Origin of the sequence: Arcticibacter eurypsychrophilus (assembly GCF_001730525.1) — a bacterium.
GTDB classification, from domain to species: Bacteria; Bacteroidota; Bacteroidia; order Sphingobacteriales; family Sphingobacteriaceae; genus Arcticibacter; species Arcticibacter eurypsychrophilus.
Genome location: NZ_MDFN01000001.1, coordinates 359,489 through 375,929, shown reverse-complemented (window position 1 = coordinate 375,929; position 16,441 = coordinate 359,489). Strand labels below are relative to the sequence as shown.

The following is a 16,441-nucleotide window of genomic DNA, read 5'->3' as shown; positions in this document are numbered from 1 at the left end:
ACTAATCCCGGTTTTACCGGACAACAATAAATTTTTTATTGACATACTGGTAAGGAAGTATCTTGATATTTTTGATTTTTATATTATTAATTGTAATATCAAGCTCTGTTATTTTTAGATGAACATCTGCTTAAGCAGATGCAATTGTCTGTTTATATTGATTCTAGGTTTGAATTTAATAGTTTACAAAAATATTATTCGACCTTTACCCTGTAGTAATTCTATTGCTACAATTAATAATTATGAACAGAAGAAAGTTTATAAGTATTGCAGGAGTGACTACTGTAATGGCAGCTGGTGGCTATTATTGGTCAACCGACAAAAGTAATTTCGTCAGAGACGATATCCTCCTAAACACTAAAGAAAAATTCTCTTTTCAAAAAGATGAACGAGAAATTCTTTATTTAGCTTCACTAGCACCAAGCGGACACAATACACAGCCGTGGTTTATAAAATATGTGGAACCCTATCACTGGATTATTGGTAACGATAAAAGTAAATGGCTTCCGGGTGTTGACCCAACTCAAAGGGAAACGATGTTATCCATAGGTGCCTTTCTTCAGAACCTGGAATATGCAGCCAGTAATTTAGGGTATTCGTTCCAATGCGAGATCCTGGCAAAGACTAATCAGGATGAAACTATTGCAGCTGTTAAACTGACTAAATTACCTGCTTTTATTAAATACGATACTGCGCTAATTAAACTCCGTAGAACAGTAAGGTCTAACTATTTGAGCGATGTATTGAAACCTGCAGATGTGGCTTATGTTACTGGTAAGGAATCAAGATTCTTTTACCTTATTCCGAATACGGCAAAGGAATTCAAATGGTTGAACGAGCAGACTATTGAAGCCAACAGGATTCAGGCATACCGTAATTTTGCACAGAAAGAATTGGCAAACTGGATCAGGTTTTCAAGTCAAGATGCTCAAAAACATAGGGACGGACTTACTTTAGGCAGCATGGAAATAGAAGGTGTACCTGCTTGGGTATTGAGGAACTTTTATAAAAAAGAAGATGTAATGAAAAGTAATTTTAGGGAGCAAAGTATTGATGCTGTTAAGAAACAAGTGACGCAGTCTGCCGGATGGCTGCTTATTACCAGTAAGGACAGTTCGCCTGGTACATTAATTGAAACGGGTAAGCGGTTACAACGAATGTTATTGAAAGTAAGGGAAAGAAATATTGCCATTCATCCCATGACACAAATAATAGAAGAATCAGCAATAGGCAAAAGTCTGAATTCTTCCATCGGGATAAGTGATCCTATTCAATTTATATTGCGTACCGGGTACGTTAAAAACTATCCGCGGCCAGTGTCTCTCAGAAGACCTGTGGAATGGTTTGTTCGTACTGTTTAAAACCTTATTTTATGATCATTATATTTTCTTTAGGTGGATTTATCCTTCTTCTTTTGATTTTTGGTAGGATAAACTTGTCCATTCAATTTAGTAAACAAGTAAAGGAACTTTTTGCTCAGTCGAAAGATATTTCTGGTCAAGTATTTCAATCGCAACAACTTGTTGATTTGCCAGAGCCAGTTCAACGTTATTTTAAACATGTTCTTAAAGAGGGGCAATCTTACATCAGTTATGCTAGTCTTAAACATGATGGACAGTTTAAAACAGGTTTAGACAAAGAGTGGATCAATATAAAAGGTGAACAATATTTTACGACTGTAAAACCTGGTTTTATTTGGAAAGGTGTTACTTCAATGTTTACAGCGCGTGATCTATTTATTGGTGATAAAGGGAGACTAGTTGTTTCTCTTTTTTCTATATGCACTATTTTGAATGCAAAAGGTGAAAAGTTCAATCAGGGCGAGTTGCTGCGGTGGCTCAGCGAGAATATTTGGTTTCCTACTAATCTTTTGCCAGGCGATAGGTTGAAGTGGGTTGCAATTGATTCTCAAACGGCCAGATTGAATTTTGATTATCATGATATTTCCTTATTTTTAATAGCAAGTTTTAATGCTATTGGTGAGATTACACAACTTGAAACGAAAAGATATCTAGGCGAAGGAGGTCTTGAAACCTGGGTGATAAAATTAAATAACTACAAGGAGTTTAATGGGGTATTGGTTCCAACTTATGCTGAAGCAATATGGAAACTTGCAGATGGTGAGCACAGTTATGCCAAATTTTATGTAAGAAAATTGGTTTATAACAAACCTTTAAAATTTGAATAAAATTAATGTCTTAATGTTGCTTAATTGATTACGCAAGTATACTATTTGATGACCTGATTTTTCCCTAACATTAGCTTAACCTAAACTTAATCATTGCGCATTACATTTGGATAAATCAATGTCTTCCTTATGAAATATTTCGGGTGCTTATGGATCATATTGCTTTTTGGATGCAGTAGTAACAATAAATCTATTAAAGTAAAGGGATCTGATACCGAAGTGAATTTAGCCGTTCAGCTGGCAGAGAATTTCTATAAGGTAAATGCTAATTTCAGCATTGCTATCTCGGGCGGAGGTTCGGGTTTGGGTATTGCTTCGTTGTTGAACGGGCAGGCTGATGTAGCCAATTCTTCCAGACCGCTAAATGAGGAAGAAATTAATCTGTTTAAAGCTCGTAAAATAGAACTTCGCACCATTGTCTTTGCTGAAGATGCAACTGCATTTATCGTACAAAAAGATTTCCCTTTGGATAGTATCGATGTGAAAGGCTTAAGCAATATTCTTAGTGGCAGATATAAAACCTGGAAGACAATTACAGGGCAGGATGTTCCTGTAAATATTTATGGGAGGCAAAGCAATTCGGGTACGCATTCATTTGTAAGGAAGAAGTTGGCTATTGAGTTTAGTCGCGATGCAAAAGAAATGAGTGGGAATGCGCAGATTATGGAAGGCGTTAAAATGGATGTTTCGGGCATTGGTTACGTTGGAGCGGGGTACATTCTTCAGGATGGATCAGATCAGCCGGTAAAAGTGCTCAAAATTACAAAGAAAATGGGTCTGCCTGCTGTCTCTCCATTGGATAAGGATGCCATTAATGCAGGCCTTTATTACTTCCAAAGACCATTATATCAGTTTATTCCCACAACATCTTGGAAGAAAGTAGAGGCTTTTATTGCATTTGAAAAAGGGGCCTTAGGACGGAAGATCATTCAGGATTCAGGATATTATATCATAAATTAATTTAGAGGAGAGCATATGAAGTTACGTGCCAGAGAACGTATTGATAATTCCGTTAAGCTACTGGTAAAAACAACCGGTTTTTTGGTGATCGCTATACTTGGCGGCATATTTTTCATGTTGCTTTGGAACACTGCGGCTTTTTTTTTAAAGATTAAACCGATGGATTTTATGACAGGCACTCAATGGAATCCTTCAGGTGATCCTGCCACTTATGGTATCTTGCCTTTATTGGTCAGCACCTGTCTGGTTACACTTGGGGCCATGGTAATTGCTATTCCCTTGGGGATCGGTACGGCTTCATTTCTTTCTGAATATGCCGGTAAAAGGCTTAAGAATATCTTGAAACCTATTATAGAAATGCTGGCAGCGGTTCCCTCTGTTGCTATTGGTTTTTTAGGGATCGTGATTTTAGGTCCTGGTATTGCCCAAATAACCGGACAGCCAAATGGATTAAACGCTCTGAATGGTGCTATTTTACTTGCGGTAATGGCTCTGCCAACCATTATTACGGTAGCAGAAGATGCCTTACATGGTGTACCTCACATGTATAAAGAAGCTAGTTATGCTGTTGGGGCAAGTAAATGGAAAACATTGATCTACGTGACTATTCCGGCAGCTGCACCAGGTATATTGGCGGCAGTGATGCTTGGCGTTGGCCGGGCGATAGGGGAAACGATGACAGTGCTTATGGCAACTGGAAATGCTTCTGCTTTTCCAAAAGGGTTTTTCCATTCTGTGCGAACAATTACTGCTACTATTGCTATTGAAATGGGTGAAGTACCTTATCAGACGACGCATTACTATTCGTTGTTTGCCATTGCCGCTGTATTGTTTTTAATTACCCTGGCCGTAAATCTGCTGGGAGAGCATTATGTGAACAAATTTAGAAAATTCCATTCCGCATGATCAAGAAACTTACATCAGTTATTGAATGGTCAACCTTACTTTTCAGCACAGGCATTGTTTGTTTATTTTTGATCATCATTCTTTGGGATTTGATTAGCAAGGGCGCTCCTTCATTGTCATGGGAATTTGTCAGTACGTTGCCCAGGGAAGGTATGACGAAAGGGGGCATCCTGCCTGCGATAATAGGGACTGTGTTACTCACGATGATCACTGCTTTGGTCGCTGTTCCTTTTGGAATAAGCTGTGCCATTTATCTCAACGAATATGCCAGCGATAATTGGCTAACCAGACTTATTCGTGCTTGCATCCGTAACCTTGCAGGCGTACCTTCTATCATTTATGGTTTGTTTGGTTTGGCGTTATTTGTTCAGGGACTGCAAATGGGCACCTCTTTAATGTCCGCCGGTTTTACATTAGGTCTGCTCTCATTGCCTTACATAATTATTACTACGGAAGAGGCATTACGACGTATACCTGCCAGTACACGTGAGGCGGCATTAGCGGTTGGTGCGACTCAGTTTGAATCCATCATTGATGTAGTTCTGCCATCTGCTTTACCAGGGATCTTAACGGGTGTAGTATTAACCTTATCCAGGGCGGCAGGGGAGACTGCTCCCATTCTGTTTACAGGGGTTGCCTTTTATATTAATAATCCTTCAGGCTTTTTAAATCAGGAATTTATGTCGCTTCCTTACCATTTATATATGCTGTCTACGCAACATCAGGCGATTGAGGAAGTCAGACCACTTGCATACGGTACTGCTCTGGTGCTGATTATTGTGGTGTTTTTATTAAATCTTACTGCATTTTACATCCGGTACAAACACAGCAAAAATGAATAAAGACGATATCAAACTCTCAGCTTCTTCAGTGAATCTGTGGTTTGGCAAAAAGCAGGTGCTTAAAGATATTAATATTTCCTTTCCTAAGAATCAGATTACTGCATTGATTGGCCCTTCAGGCTGTGGAAAAAGTACGCTCTTGCGGTGTTTTAATCGCATGCATGACCTGTCACCCGATGCCAGGATTGAAGGTGAGTTTTTACTGGAACAGCGGGACTTGTATGAAAGAGGTCTTTCGGTAACAGAGGTACGCAGCAGGATTGGGATGGTTTTTCAAAAAGCGAACCCATTCCCTAAAAGTATCTATGAAAACATTAATTACGGCTTAAAAATCAATGATGTACCTAAAGAAAAACGGCAGGATATTATTGAAAATGCACTGAAAGAAAGTTATATTTGGGAGGAAGTAAAGGACGAGATGCAAAAGCCGGCTACACGATTATCAGGTGGCCAACAACAACGTTTGTGCATTGCCCGGGCTGTTTCATTAAGGCCGGAGGTGATATTGATGGATGAACCTTGCTCAGCTCTTGATCCTTTGAGTACTTTGAAGATCGAGGAATTAATTGTAAAGCTGAAAAAGGATTATACCATTATCATTGTTACGCATAATATGCAACAGGCACAGCGTGTAGCTGATAAAACTGTTTTTATGTATCTTGGGGAAATTATTGAAGAAGGGGATACTAATACATTGTTTAGTGATCCTAAAAATGATTTGACAGCAAATTATGTAAAGGGGCATTTTGGTTAAGGAAAGGTCTGATTCTGCAGGAAACCCTGCTTGATACGATTAACCTTATGTTAAATCATCTTTTGTAACCTTTGCGTTCCGTTTTCTGCGTGTATCTTTAACAGCGGTATAAGTTAATTACCTCAAGCAGGGTGCTGGTTGGCAGCATGTGAAGGTTCGAATCCTTCCTCTGCGTCTACTTAATAAAAAGGTTTATGGAAATAGGTTATTTCTTTGCTGGCCTGGTGCTCATAGCAGTAGTTGCCCTAATCGTCTATTTGATCCGCAGGAACCAGAAGGATGAAAAGAAGTTTGAAAAAGATCTGAATCGGTCAGAGTTGAGGCCTGATAAACATGACGATGAGCAAATTTAGGATTTGAAAATAAGGGATGAATGTAGAAAAACTGAAAAAATCTATTGGTTTATTTATCTCTCTTTCAGATGAAGAGTGGCAGCAGGTTTTTAATGCTTTTAGAATGGAGACGCTTAAAAAGAATAATTACTTTTTAACTGAAGGGCAGGTGTGTAAATCTATCGCCTATGTGAACTTTGGGATGTTAATCTATTTTAAATCTTTAACCAATAGTGATGAGATGACTACTGACTTTGCATTTGAAGGAGATTGGGTGACCGATAATCATAGCCGTCTAAATAGTTCGCCATCCTTATTAAATATCAAAGCAATTGAGGATACCGAGCTGTTGGTACTCACTAGTAAAAACCTGTCAGCATTGTATGATAATATTCCAAAAACAGAGCGATTAGGTAGAATTTTGATTGAGCAGGCATTTATTAAAGTTACCCAGCAGAATATTGACTTACAGGTACTTTCAGCAAAGGAGCATTATGTTAAGCTATTGGAGCAGCAACCAGAGGTCTTTCAGAAAATACCACTTTATCATATTGCCAATTACTTGGGCATAAATCCTAAATCATTGAGTAGAATTCGAAATGAAATACTAACTAATAAGTGAATTTGGTAACAAATGTGGAGCATTTCAACTATCCTATATGTTGATTTTTGTGGCATGTATTATCAAAATATAATTGCCATGAAAAAATGCATCGCATTTTTTATTGTTATCGCTACTATGACACTTCAGTTAAAGGCACAGAGTGATTCATTAAAAAGTCCTTTTTGGAAACCTAATCCACGTAATTACACTGTAAAACAGGCATTTGAAGTAGAGAGTTTGTTTCCCATGTTTTTAACCGGGGGATATCACTTTGCATTGGGATACCGATATAAAAAAATCAGATTTAGAGCAAGCGTTATAAATGGAGGCGATTATGATGCCGAACCTGCTGGATTGAAAAATACAAAAGCTGACTTTAAAAGGTTTTATAAAACATCACCAGGTTTTTTTCTGGGGTATAATGCTTGGAAAAATCTCGAGCTCTACACTTTTATGGAAATGCACACTTTTGGTATAGAACAGAAAAGCTCAGGTATTAAGCGTAATATTCGTACGAATGATTTTGGTGGCGGCATAAGTTATCAGTTCTTCTTAGGTCGCTATGTGTATTTACAGCCGGGAGTACATCTCTATTTAAGGAGTGAACACAGTGTAGATTTTAACGGGACAACATATACTATTCCAAGAGCAGATTTAGCACCAGTTATTCGGATAGGAGCCCGCCTTTGGAGAAAATATTAATTTTAATATAGAAGAGCTACTTGGAGTGCATAGTGGAATGCGACTATGCTGTTCAACGCAGAAGGAACCTGTAGATAGTAAGGAGAAGATTGTAGTATAACTTTATAGATAAATGTCTACTACTGAAATTACTAAAGTCTATAAATGAAAAAAGCCACTGAATTTTCAGTGGCTTTTAGTCGGGGTGGCAGGATTCGAACCTACGACCTCCACATCCCAAATGTGGCGCGATACCGGGCTACGCTACACCCCGAGTTTTAACTTTTTGATCTATAAGTGATCTCTTTGTTAAGGGTCTGCAAAGATACTAAACTTTGTCTTTTCTGCAAATATATTTTTAATTAATATTTTTGTTTTAAAAACGCTTTGTTTTTCTCTCAGCGGGAGCAAATGTAAGCCCTTTTTTGATGTTTTCAAAACTATTTTCAGAAGAAACATACACACATCAGAATTTATAAAAGCAACTCAAAGATAATGTGTGGCTTACAGCATCCAAAGAATTGAAAATAAATTTTATCTTCAAGAATAATTCTCTTGAAAATGCCTAAATAAATACCTTTAAGGCAAATTTAAGCATAAAAAAACAATGATAATTTCAATGGGCGGCCATTTTTTAAACCGGCATAAATTCTTTTTAACCCCATCCATAAAATAATATAACTCTTTCTCGTAATTATGTAAAGAAGCGGCCTATACGAATGGCTATTTTTGTATCATCAATTAAAGAGTATGCTTACAGATACAAAAACTTCAGGATCATTTACCAAACAGTCCTTTCCTGTTACGGGAATGAGTTGTGCTTCATGTGCAAGTAGTGTGGAATCCATGCTGAAATCTTCTAAAGGTGTAAAGGATGCCGCCGTTAACTATGCGAATCAAACCGCATGGGCAGAATTTAACCCTACAGAAACCAATCCCTTAGAACTTCAAAAAGCGATCCGCTCCATAGGATACGATATAATAGTGAATGTTGAAGACCCAGCTAAAGCGCAGGAGGAGATCCAGTTTAAACAATATCAGGAAATAAAATCGCGGACTATCTGGGCTTCTATCCTTTCCCTTCCTGTCTTTATTATCGGGATGTTCTTCATGCATCTGCCTTATGGTAATTGGATTTCAATGGTACTAACCGCACCCGTGTTGTTTTGGTTTGGCAGGAATTTTTTCATCAATGCATGGGGACAAGCTAAACATGGCAGGGCGAACATGGATACTTTGGTTGCCCTGAGTACCGGAATTGCTTTTATTTTTAGTGTCTTTAATACTTTGAATCCGGGGTTCTGGCTGAGCAGGGGAGTGGAGCCTCATGTTTATTTTGAAGCCTCTGCGGTAGTGATTGCATTTATATCTTTGGGCAAATTACTCGAGGAGAAAGCTAAATCTAAAACTTCATCGGCAATCAAAAAGCTGATGGGACTGCAACCTAAAACCGTCAGACTCCTCATTGATGGACAAGAAAAGGAAATAGCCATTGCAGCTGTTGAAAAAGAAAATACAATCCTGATCAGGCCAGGTGAAAAGATTCCCGTAGATGGAAAAGTTACAAGTGGCGATTCGTATGTTGATGAAAGCATGATTACCGGGGAGCCAATTGCGGTTCATAAACAAAAGGATGACCAGGTTTTTGCCGGAACGATCAATCAGAAAGGAAGCTTTCAATTTAAAGCGGAAAAGGTCGGAAGTGATACCTTCCTGGCTCATATCATCAAAATGGTACAGCAGGCACAGGGAAGTAAAGCCCCCGTACAGAAGCTGGTAGATAAAATAGCCGGAATCTTCGTGCCAATAGTTATCATAATTTCGATTATTACCTTTATTACCTGGATGCTTTTAGGCGGCGAAAATGCATTTACACATGCTTTGCTTACTTCGGTAACCGTATTGGTTATTGCATGCCCTTGTGCTTTAGGACTTGCTACCCCGACAGCTATCATGGTAGGTGTGGGAAAAGGGGCTGAAAATAATATTCTGATTAAAGATGCTGAAAGTCTGGAGCTCGCCCATCATGTTAATGTGATCATCCTGGATAAAACCGGTACCATCACAGCAGGTAAACCCAAGGTTACCGCTCAGGAATGGAATGCAAAAGTAACAAACAAAGAGGAGCTTGAAAAAATTCTTTATAGCCTTGAAATTCAGTCTGAGCATCCCCTGGCCGAAGCCGTAATTAACAATTTAAAAGAAAATAACATTCAGGGAGTCCCTCTGGAATCCTTTGAAAGTATCACTGCCAGAGGTGTAACCGGATCATTTGAAGGAGTAGCCTATTACGCCGGAAACAAAAGTTTGATGGATGAGCACTCCATTCAGATGGACAGCGATTTAAACGCCAAGGCAACGGCCTTTCAGAAAAAGGCAAATACGGTCATTTACTTCTCCGATGCAAAAAATGTACTTGCCGTAATTGCCATTGCCGATCAGGTTAAACCCAGCTCTAAAATCGCTATAAAAAAGCTGCTGGATATGAACATTGAAGTAATCATGCTGACTGGAGATAATAACCAGACTGCCGCCGCTGTAGCTGAAGAAGTGGGAATCAAACTGTATATAGCAGAAGTGCTACCTTCAGATAAAGCGGACTTTATCAAAGAACTGCAGCAAAAGGGTAAGGTTGTAGCCATGGTAGGCGATGGTATAAACGATTCTCATGCATTAGCGCAGGCTGATATCAGTATTGCAATGGGTCATGGTTCTGATATTGCCATGGATGTTGCAAAAATGACACTGATTACATCTGACTTGCAATCTATTCCCAAAGCACTAAAACTATCAAAAAAAACGGTTCAAACCATCCATCAAAATCTATTCTGGGCATTCATCTACAACCTGATTGGAATTCCATTGGCAGCAGGAGTGTTGTATGCTTATAATGGTTTCCTGCTCGATCCCATGATTGCTGGTGCTGCAATGGCGCTTAGTTCTGTTTCTGTAGTAAGTAATAGCCTGAGGCTAAAAGCTACAAAACTTTAAAAATCAACATTTTGTTGGTGCTGCAATAGCGCCCCGCTCTGTTCCGGTAGTCAGCAATTGAATGAAGTTAAAAGCTGCAAAACCTTGATAATAAAAAGGGCCATTTAGCATAGATTAAATATTCAAATTTTTAAACCCCTATACTGTAAAACAATGAATTAACAATAGCCCATTAAACAAGAGAATCTTTTCAATGGATTGAGAAACATTACGAAACCTCTGCTGAGTTTCCACAAACAGAAAGAAACAATGCAAAAATTCACTCCTACCAAATAGTAGAATTCTTCCTTTTTAGACAAATTTAAAAATTCACTAAATTTTAAATAAAACGAATAAACATCCTTAATTAAATATAAACACCATGAACTTTAAAACGAACATCAAATGTGACGCATGTGTAGCCAAAGTTACACCTGCATTAAATAAAACTGTAGGTGAAGGAAACTGGGAAGTAAATTTACTGGTTCCTGAACGTACTCTTACTGTTAAAACCGATGCTAACATACCAGATATGGTTTCTGCTTTAAAAGAAGTCGGTTATACAGCCGAAAAAGTTTAACATAAAGGCCTATTCCTGTTTTAAACCGTTGCGTTATTTTATATATTTGATGAAGTGCCACGCATAAGACGGCGAAATATGAATAGGTCTTTCTTATTTCCTGCAATGACACACTCATTTGTACGGTTATTTCTATTTATTTTACCTTTATAGGTAATCAATTATGCAAATGTGACTGATAAATTAGCCTGGATCAGAATAAATCAGTTAGGACATGCCCCTACAAGTATAAAGCTTGCCGTTCCAAGCTCTAAAGGGAAATCAAAAATTTAAAACATTTCAGTTAATTGAAGTCTCCACTTCCAAAACTGACTAATCTCTTAGGCATCAAGATGCATGAAGCCGATGAATACGCTGAATTTCAATCTGATCTGGCGGTTTATCATGATGATTCAGGAGACTTCAGTACCAATGAGCCAACTATGGATGGAACAGCCTCCCTGGTTTACCTGTTTGCAGCTAAAGAAAGTCAATCCCGGGAGGTAGTAAAGTCGAAAAAAGAACTGTAATATTTCTTTCGGGGCAGATTACCCCTCGAATTACGCAGCGGAGGTATTGGGCTAACTAAATCTTTCATATTTTCGCTTATTATTATTCAAATTGTTGGATTTATGCAGAAACGGAGCATACGACTAAAATTTTAAAATGGTAAAAATAGTAACGAACGGACTGCTGTATACGGGTGAAGAAGTATTAACTCATCATGCAGTAGTTATACAAAAAGATCAGATTATTGATATCATACCTGAATATGAAATTCCTGCTAACGCCGAACTGATCGATTGCAAGGGCTCTTTTATCGTACCTGGTTTTATTGACCTGCAGATCTATGGCGCTGGAGGCTATTTGTTTTCTGGAAATTTAACCGCCGAAGCACTAAAAGCTATTGCCGATGATTTGGTAAAAAAAGGAACAACAGGTTTTGTCATTACCCTTGCCACCAACTCCATAGATGTATTTTTAGAAGCAATACGTCTGGTCAGAGACAATCCACATCCTGCTCTTTTAGGGATTCATCTGGAAGGCCCCTATATCAATCCGGCTAAAAGAGGTGCCCACATCGAACAGTATATAAAAGTACCGCAAAGGAAAGAAATAGAGGCTTTACTTAAAGAAGCGGCAGGTGTACTGAAAATCATGACCCTTGCGCCCGAAGTAACCGATCCTGTTCTGATTAAATTATTAATAGATAACGGCGTGATCGTTTCAGCCGGACATAGTATTGCCACTTTCCAACAAGCTACGGATGGTTTTGCGCAGGGCATCTCCTGTACCACGCATCTCTTTAATGCTATGTCGCCCTTTCATCATCGTGATACAGGTCTCCCAGGAGCCACTTTTCAATCCAAAACGGTGATGGCAAGTATGGTTGCCGACGGAATTCATATCGATTATCAGGCTCTGATGATCAGCAAAAAATTACTGCAGGAACGCATGTTTTTAATTACTGATGCAGTAGAGGAATGTCACGAAGGTCCCTATCAACATATGAAACAGGGAGATCATTTTACTATGCCAGATGGAACATTATCCGGCTCCGCTTTAACCTTGCTAAAAGCCGTTGAAAACTGTGTCAATCATGCCGATATTCCACTCGATGAAGCACTTCGGATGGCCTCCACATACCCCGCCCAAATATTAAATAAAACAGATGTAGGTAAAATAAAAATTGGATACAAAGCAGATCTCGTGGTTTTTAATTCTGAATATCAAGTAGAAAAGGTTTGGCTTAATGGCCTCATTCAATAATTTAAATGGCCTTTGCCAATCATTAAAGAACACACACAAATGAAAAAATATATATTAATCGCCCTGATTTCATGTTATACCGCGGTATTCGCACAAGTGAAAAATACAGGTATCTCCCTGATTCCCATACCTGTTGAACTAATTAAAAATACGGGAACCTTTATTCTTCCTAAAAACGTCACAATAAGTGTAGGCCCAAGTCCCGAATTAGTGCAGATGACCAATCTATTAAAAGAGCGGATCTCGGCAACGACAGGGTCTAGCGTCCTCATTATTCCCAGGAGTTCTTCAGCAACCATCCATTTACAATTAAACAGGAAAACTGATTCTATTTTAGGTGACGAGGGATACCGTCTTGAAGTTACCACCCGAAATATTACCATAAAGGCCAATCAGCCCGCCGGATTATTCTACGGCGTACAAACCTTATTACAGCTTTTCCCTAAAGAAATTGAAGGTGATGTGGAAGCCGGGCATGTAAAATGGGAAATACCTTGTTTGGAAATAGTAGATTATCCGCGTTTTGAGTGGCGTGGATTAATGTTTGATGTAGCCCGTCATTTCTTTACCAAAGATGATGTAAAATCTTATATCGATAACATGGTGCGTTATAAGTATAATCTGCTGCACCTGCACCTTGCCGACGATGAAGGATGGCGAATTGAAATCAAAAGCTTTCCCCGCTTAACAGAAGTAGGTGCCTGGAGTGTAAAAAAGGTAGGTTACTTTGGCAAATTCAGTCCTCCGGCAGCTAACGAAGTTCGTGATTATGGTGGTTTCTTTACTCAGGAAGATATCAAGGAACTGGTCGAATATGCCAAAGTTCGTTTTGTAAATATTCTTCCTGAGATCGACGTTCCCGGACATAGTCTGGCAGCCATTGCATCCTACCCTGAACTTTCCTGTACTCCGGAAGCTATAAATTATAAAGTACGTTCGGGAGAGCCTATTATGGATTGGTCGCGTGGGGCTCCTCCAATTGGCTTGGTTGATAACGCTTTATGCCCGGCTAACGAAAAAGTATACGAGTTTATTGATAAGGTGGTCACTGAAGTAGCGGCACTTTTCCCTTTTGGTTATATCCATATGGGTGGAGATGAAGCCGCTCATAATTTCTGGATTAAGAATCCTCAAATCAAAGCTTTAATGCAAAAAGAAGGATTGAAAACCATGGAAGAGGTGCAAAACTATTTCACCAAAAGGGTACAACTGATTGTCGCATCTAAAGGAAAGAAGTTTATTGGATGGGATGAGATCATGGAAGGTGGTGGTCTTCCGGTGGAAGCTGCTGTGATGAGCTGGCGTAGTATTGATAATGGCGTTAAAGCCGCGCAATTGGGTCATGAGGTAGTGATGGTGCCAATGGATTTTGCCTACATTGACCTGATGCAGGGAGATGTGTCTATCGAACCTAGAAATTATGCCTCTGTACGCTTAAGTAAATCTTACCAATTTGATCCATTGCCTGCTGGGGTAAATCCTGCACTAATTAAGGGTGGACAAGCTAATTTATGGACTGAAAATATCTTTAATATGCGCCATGCCGAGTATATGACTTGGCCAAGAGCTTTTGCTGTTTCCGAGGCGTTATGGTCGCAACCGAAAAATAGAAACTGGAATGACTTCTTTGGCAGGGTAGAAAAGCAATTTGAACGATTTGATGTGGCGGAGATTAAATACGCCCTTAGCGCTTACGATCCAATCATAAATGTTGGCCGTAAAGATACCCAGCTGGTAGTAAGTCTGACTTCAGAAGTGGAAGGTCTGGATCTTTATTACTCTTTCGATAATAGTTTCCCTGATCGCTTTTACCCCAAGTATACCGCCCCTCTGATCGTGCCTAAGGATGCGGGATCGCTTAAACTGATCTCCTACAGAGGAAAGAATCCGATAGGAAGGCAAATGACTATTCTGGTAACTGATTTACAAAGCAGAGCAAAAAAATAAATTTGCAAACAATGAGCCCTTTTCTGCTTTATCTTAGTATAAACTTAAAGTTATGAACAGGACTGTAGGATTAGTATTAATTATGGTTGGGGTTATCATGCTGATTTGGACCGGATTTAGTTACACAAAAAAAACAAAAATCATCGATGCAGGACCTATTCAGGTTTCTGCTGATAAAAAACAAACCGTAAACTGGCCTCCATACTTGGGCGGAATATTGCTTATTGGAGGTATTGCTATTGTTGCCTCTTCAAAAAAGAATGTATAAACAGAACATAAAAGCCGGACATTTTAGTGTTCGGCTTTTATGTTCTGTTTTACAAGTATCTTAGCTTCCTGATTTAATTTTACCCTCTTGGGAATGAAAAAAAAGAAGCAAAATACCGATACTGATCCTAAGGTTATTTTAGCCCGTCACCGTAAACTATTTATGGAGCGCCTAAGGGAAATCTGTGACGTACTTGCTGGTCCGGGTATTTTTGAAAAGTTTCCTTCCCAAGCATTAAATTTTCTGTTTGAAACCCGTTATCCGGTATTAAAAGTCAAAGCAGCACCTGGTTCACTTATTCCCAAAGAAAAAATAGAAGCCTTCAACAAACATTTCATGAAAGAGATGGAGGAGGTTTATATCAATACAGACACCGATAAAAAGCTATTACTTTCCTGGTATTTAACAGATGGCCTTTTACTGATACATTTCGCAGAGGTACTCACAGAAAATCATTTCCCCGGTTCAAGCCTGATTAAAGAAGCTTTTAAATCTTATTATTCCAATACCCCGGGTTATCAGGTAGGCCCTAGAATGCTGGCGGCAGTATTGCAAGACATCGAAATCTTTCATAGCAGTCTCAACGACCGGCTCCTGATTGCCGACATGGCTACTACTGCCTGTCAGGATATGAACACCCTGCAAAACGTCATTTACTTACGTGATTTTAAGCCCGAAAAAACACAAATCATCATTGAAGGTAAAAAGCGCGACTTAACTCGTGTTGGATGGATAGGTAAGGACTTCGAGTTTATGTGGGCTAAGATCAAACCCTCTAAACTTGGCTTTGATGTGGCACAATTTGACATCCCATTGGATGTATATATTCAAAACCATGCCTTTATGCGTTTGCAGGAAAGACTTGGAATAACCCCTGGAATTATGCACATGATTGCTTTTTTAACCTTTCATGAGTTTGAGATCGAATATTATAAAAGACCGAATCATACCCTGATTGCCGTATATCTATCTGATGAAAAGGCAGGGTATTTTTTAGTAACTCTGAATGATGCCAAAATTATTATCCGATCCTTCTTGTTTCTGACTAATGATGGTACTCCGGAAGGTAAGAAACTGGAAGAAATGACCAATGTGCAATTGCTGGACAAGAAGTTTCTGGGTATTGACAATCTCAGTATTTTTAACTCTTTGAATATAGGAGCAGATGAGAAGCTGACGAAGCTTTTTACCGCTGCCGGTTGTGGCTCCTTATTAAAGCTATCACATCTTAAAGCACTTTCTCAGGACAAATTAGAAGATAAAGATGCTGCGTCTTTGCGTCAATACTTAAGCGCGAGTGAATATTTTTTAAAGCAGAAAGCAGTTGAAGGTTAATTTAAAGTTCTCTTTCCTTCAACGCTTTAATCATCTCATCTGCAACAGGATTGCTGTTTATTCCATATCCATTTACCAGAATCCCTTTAAGATTATGTTTAAGAGAGGAGATTGCATAAACTACCGCTTCATCGTCAGGATCTGAGGCGCCTTCAAAACGGTAATGTTTATCTACAACAAATTCATCAGGGTTGATCTTTAAATCTAAATTAAAATCTATAGTATAGCCATCTTCGCGCAGTTGATCTATTACTTCCAAAACAGTAGTCATTGGCTCCATGCTTTTTATTTTAAATCTACTCATTATTAGTCGTATAAACAAGAT

Annotated in this window: 17 protein-coding genes and 1 tRNA gene; 16 read left to right on the top strand and 2 right to left on the bottom strand. The window is 38.8% G+C overall.

Features of this window, described 5'->3' with window-relative positions; all coding sequences use genetic code 11:
* Window positions 1–242 precede the first annotated feature (242 nt).
* The 9 genes from BFL47_RS01570 to BFL47_RS01535 all read left to right on the top strand — a co-directional run bounded on the left by BFL47_RS01570 (window position 243) and on the right by BFL47_RS01535 (window position 7,288).
* Window positions 243–1,361 carry an Acg family FMN-binding oxidoreductase gene (locus BFL47_RS01570; RefSeq protein ID WP_069658018.1) on the top strand — a complete coding sequence of 373 codons (1,119 nt, stop codon included), beginning with the start codon at window positions 243–245 and terminating at the stop codon, window positions 1,359–1,361.
* 11 nt (window positions 1,362–1,372) lie between these two features.
* Window positions 1,373–2,188: a DUF6544 family protein gene (locus BFL47_RS01565; protein ID WP_069658017.1), complete on the top strand. Its 816-nt coding sequence runs from the start codon at window positions 1,373–1,375 to the stop codon at window positions 2,186–2,188.
* 129 nt (window positions 2,189–2,317) lie between these two features.
* The gene (locus tag BFL47_RS01560) at window positions 2,318–3,148 is read left to right on the top strand and encodes a substrate-binding domain-containing protein (RefSeq protein ID WP_069658016.1); all 831 of its coding nucleotides are present in this window, start codon (window positions 2,318–2,320) and stop codon (window positions 3,146–3,148) included.
* Between the two features lie 15 nt (window positions 3,149–3,163).
* The gene (gene pstC / locus BFL47_RS01555) at window positions 3,164–4,054 is read left to right on the top strand and encodes a phosphate ABC transporter permease subunit PstC (protein WP_069658015.1); all 891 of its coding nucleotides are present in this window, start codon (window positions 3,164–3,166) and stop codon (window positions 4,052–4,054) included.
* On the top strand, window positions 4,051–4,896 hold the full coding sequence (gene pstA, locus BFL47_RS01550; protein ID WP_069658014.1) for a phosphate ABC transporter permease PstA: 846 nt from the start codon (window positions 4,051–4,053) through the stop codon (window positions 4,894–4,896). Before pstC ends, pstA begins: the two co-directional genes overlap by 4 nt.
* On the top strand, window positions 4,889–5,650 hold the full coding sequence (gene pstB / locus BFL47_RS01545; RefSeq protein WP_069658013.1) for a phosphate ABC transporter ATP-binding protein PstB: 762 nt from the start codon (window positions 4,889–4,891) through the stop codon (window positions 5,648–5,650). The genes pstA and pstB overlap by 8 nt, the downstream gene beginning before the upstream one ends.
* Before the next feature lie 194 nt (window positions 5,651–5,844).
* Window positions 5,845–6,003, top strand: coding sequence for a FeoB-associated Cys-rich membrane protein (locus tag BFL47_RS19680; protein ID WP_170827241.1), 159 nt, complete (start codon window positions 5,845–5,847; stop codon window positions 6,001–6,003).
* Window positions 6,004–6,019: 16 nt separating this feature from the next.
* Window positions 6,020–6,604, top strand: coding sequence for a Crp/Fnr family transcriptional regulator (locus tag BFL47_RS01540; RefSeq protein ID WP_069658012.1), 585 nt, complete (start codon window positions 6,020–6,022; stop codon window positions 6,602–6,604).
* A 78-nt stretch (window positions 6,605–6,682) separates the two neighbouring features.
* Window positions 6,683–7,288 carry a hypothetical protein gene (locus BFL47_RS01535; protein ID WP_069658048.1) on the top strand — a complete coding sequence of 202 codons (606 nt, stop codon included), beginning with the start codon at window positions 6,683–6,685 and terminating at the stop codon, window positions 7,286–7,288.
* A 179-nt stretch (window positions 7,289–7,467) separates the two neighbouring features.
* Here BFL47_RS01535 and BFL47_RS01530 read toward each other — a convergent pair.
* A tRNA-Pro gene (locus BFL47_RS01530) sits at window positions 7,468–7,541 on the bottom strand.
* A 476-nt stretch (window positions 7,542–8,017) separates the two neighbouring features.
* Here BFL47_RS01530 and BFL47_RS01525 point away from each other — a divergent pair.
* The 7 genes from BFL47_RS01525 (at window position 8,018) to BFL47_RS01495 (ending at window position 16,116) form a co-directional block, all read left to right on the top strand.
* The gene (locus BFL47_RS01525; RefSeq protein WP_069658011.1) at window positions 8,018–10,258 is read left to right on the top strand and encodes a heavy metal translocating P-type ATPase; all 2,241 of its coding nucleotides are present in this window, start codon (window positions 8,018–8,020) and stop codon (window positions 10,256–10,258) included.
* A gap of 361 nt (window positions 10,259–10,619) precedes the next feature.
* Window positions 10,620–10,817 carry a heavy-metal-associated domain-containing protein gene (locus BFL47_RS01520; RefSeq protein ID WP_083256932.1) on the top strand — a complete coding sequence of 66 codons (198 nt, stop codon included), beginning with the start codon at window positions 10,620–10,622 and terminating at the stop codon, window positions 10,815–10,817.
* A gap of 287 nt (window positions 10,818–11,104) precedes the next feature.
* Window positions 11,105–11,326, top strand: a complete 222-nt coding sequence (locus BFL47_RS01515; RefSeq protein WP_069658009.1) for a hypothetical protein — start codon at window positions 11,105–11,107, stop codon at window positions 11,324–11,326.
* Window positions 11,327–11,462: 136 nt separating this feature from the next.
* A complete protein-coding gene (gene nagA, locus BFL47_RS01510; protein ID WP_069658008.1) occupies window positions 11,463–12,566 on the top strand; it encodes an N-acetylglucosamine-6-phosphate deacetylase in 1,104 nt (367 codons plus the stop codon).
* Window positions 12,567–12,605: 39 nt separating this feature from the next.
* Window positions 12,606–14,513 (top strand): beta-N-acetylhexosaminidase, encoded by a 1,908-nt coding sequence (locus tag BFL47_RS01505; RefSeq protein WP_069658007.1) that lies wholly within the window; start codon window positions 12,606–12,608, stop codon window positions 14,511–14,513.
* A gap of 52 nt (window positions 14,514–14,565) precedes the next feature.
* Entirely contained in the window at window positions 14,566–14,781 is a 216-nt protein-coding gene (locus BFL47_RS01500) for a hypothetical protein (protein ID WP_069658006.1), read from the top strand.
* A 93-nt stretch (window positions 14,782–14,874) separates the two neighbouring features.
* Window positions 14,875–16,116 carry a hypothetical protein gene (locus tag BFL47_RS01495; protein ID WP_069658005.1) on the top strand — a complete coding sequence of 414 codons (1,242 nt, stop codon included), beginning with the start codon at window positions 14,875–14,877 and terminating at the stop codon, window positions 16,114–16,116.
* 1 nt (window position 16,117) lies between these two features.
* Here the strand turns inward: BFL47_RS01495 and BFL47_RS01490 are convergent, their stop codons facing one another.
* A complete protein-coding gene (locus BFL47_RS01490) occupies window positions 16,118–16,420 on the bottom strand; it encodes a phosphoribosylpyrophosphate synthetase (RefSeq protein ID WP_245681268.1) in 303 nt (100 codons plus the stop codon).
* Between the last annotated feature and the right edge of the window lie 21 nt (window positions 16,421–16,441).

What these genes read in the sequence shown, in the direction of transcription:
- BFL47_RS01490 (WP_245681268.1), bottom strand. Translation starts at nt 16,420, where the DNA reads ATGAGTAGATTTAAAATAAAAAGCATGGAGCCAATGACTACTGTTTTG.
- BFL47_RS01505 (WP_069658007.1), top strand. Translation starts at nt 12,606, where the DNA reads ATGAAAAAATATATATTAATCGCCCTGATTTCATGTTATACCGCGGTA.
- pstA (WP_069658014.1), top strand. Translation starts at nt 4,051, where the DNA reads ATGATCAAGAAACTTACATCAGTTATTGAATGGTCAACCTTACTTTTC.
- BFL47_RS01520 (WP_083256932.1), top strand. Translation starts at nt 10,620, where the DNA reads ATGAACTTTAAAACGAACATCAAATGTGACGCATGTGTAGCCAAAGTT.
- BFL47_RS01565 (WP_069658017.1), top strand. Translation starts at nt 1,373, where the DNA reads ATGATCATTATATTTTCTTTAGGTGGATTTATCCTTCTTCTTTTGATT.
- pstB (WP_069658013.1), top strand. Translation starts at nt 4,889, where the DNA reads ATGAATAAAGACGATATCAAACTCTCAGCTTCTTCAGTGAATCTGTGG.
- BFL47_RS01495 (WP_069658005.1), top strand. Translation starts at nt 14,875, where the DNA reads ATGAAAAAAAAGAAGCAAAATACCGATACTGATCCTAAGGTTATTTTA.
- BFL47_RS01560 (WP_069658016.1), top strand. Translation starts at nt 2,318, where the DNA reads ATGAAATATTTCGGGTGCTTATGGATCATATTGCTTTTTGGATGCAGT.
- BFL47_RS01570 (WP_069658018.1), top strand. Translation starts at nt 243, where the DNA reads ATGAACAGAAGAAAGTTTATAAGTATTGCAGGAGTGACTACTGTAATG.
- BFL47_RS01525 (WP_069658011.1), top strand. Translation starts at nt 8,018, where the DNA reads ATGCTTACAGATACAAAAACTTCAGGATCATTTACCAAACAGTCCTTT.
- BFL47_RS01540 (WP_069658012.1), top strand. Translation starts at nt 6,020, where the DNA reads ATGAATGTAGAAAAACTGAAAAAATCTATTGGTTTATTTATCTCTCTT.
- pstC (WP_069658015.1), top strand. Translation starts at nt 3,164, where the DNA reads ATGAAGTTACGTGCCAGAGAACGTATTGATAATTCCGTTAAGCTACTG.
- BFL47_RS01500 (WP_069658006.1), top strand. Translation starts at nt 14,566, where the DNA reads ATGAACAGGACTGTAGGATTAGTATTAATTATGGTTGGGGTTATCATG.
- nagA (WP_069658008.1), top strand. Translation starts at nt 11,463, where the DNA reads ATGGTAAAAATAGTAACGAACGGACTGCTGTATACGGGTGAAGAAGTA.
- BFL47_RS19680 (WP_170827241.1), top strand. Translation starts at nt 5,845, where the DNA reads ATGGAAATAGGTTATTTCTTTGCTGGCCTGGTGCTCATAGCAGTAGTT.
- BFL47_RS01535 (WP_069658048.1), top strand. Translation starts at nt 6,683, where the DNA reads ATGAAAAAATGCATCGCATTTTTTATTGTTATCGCTACTATGACACTT.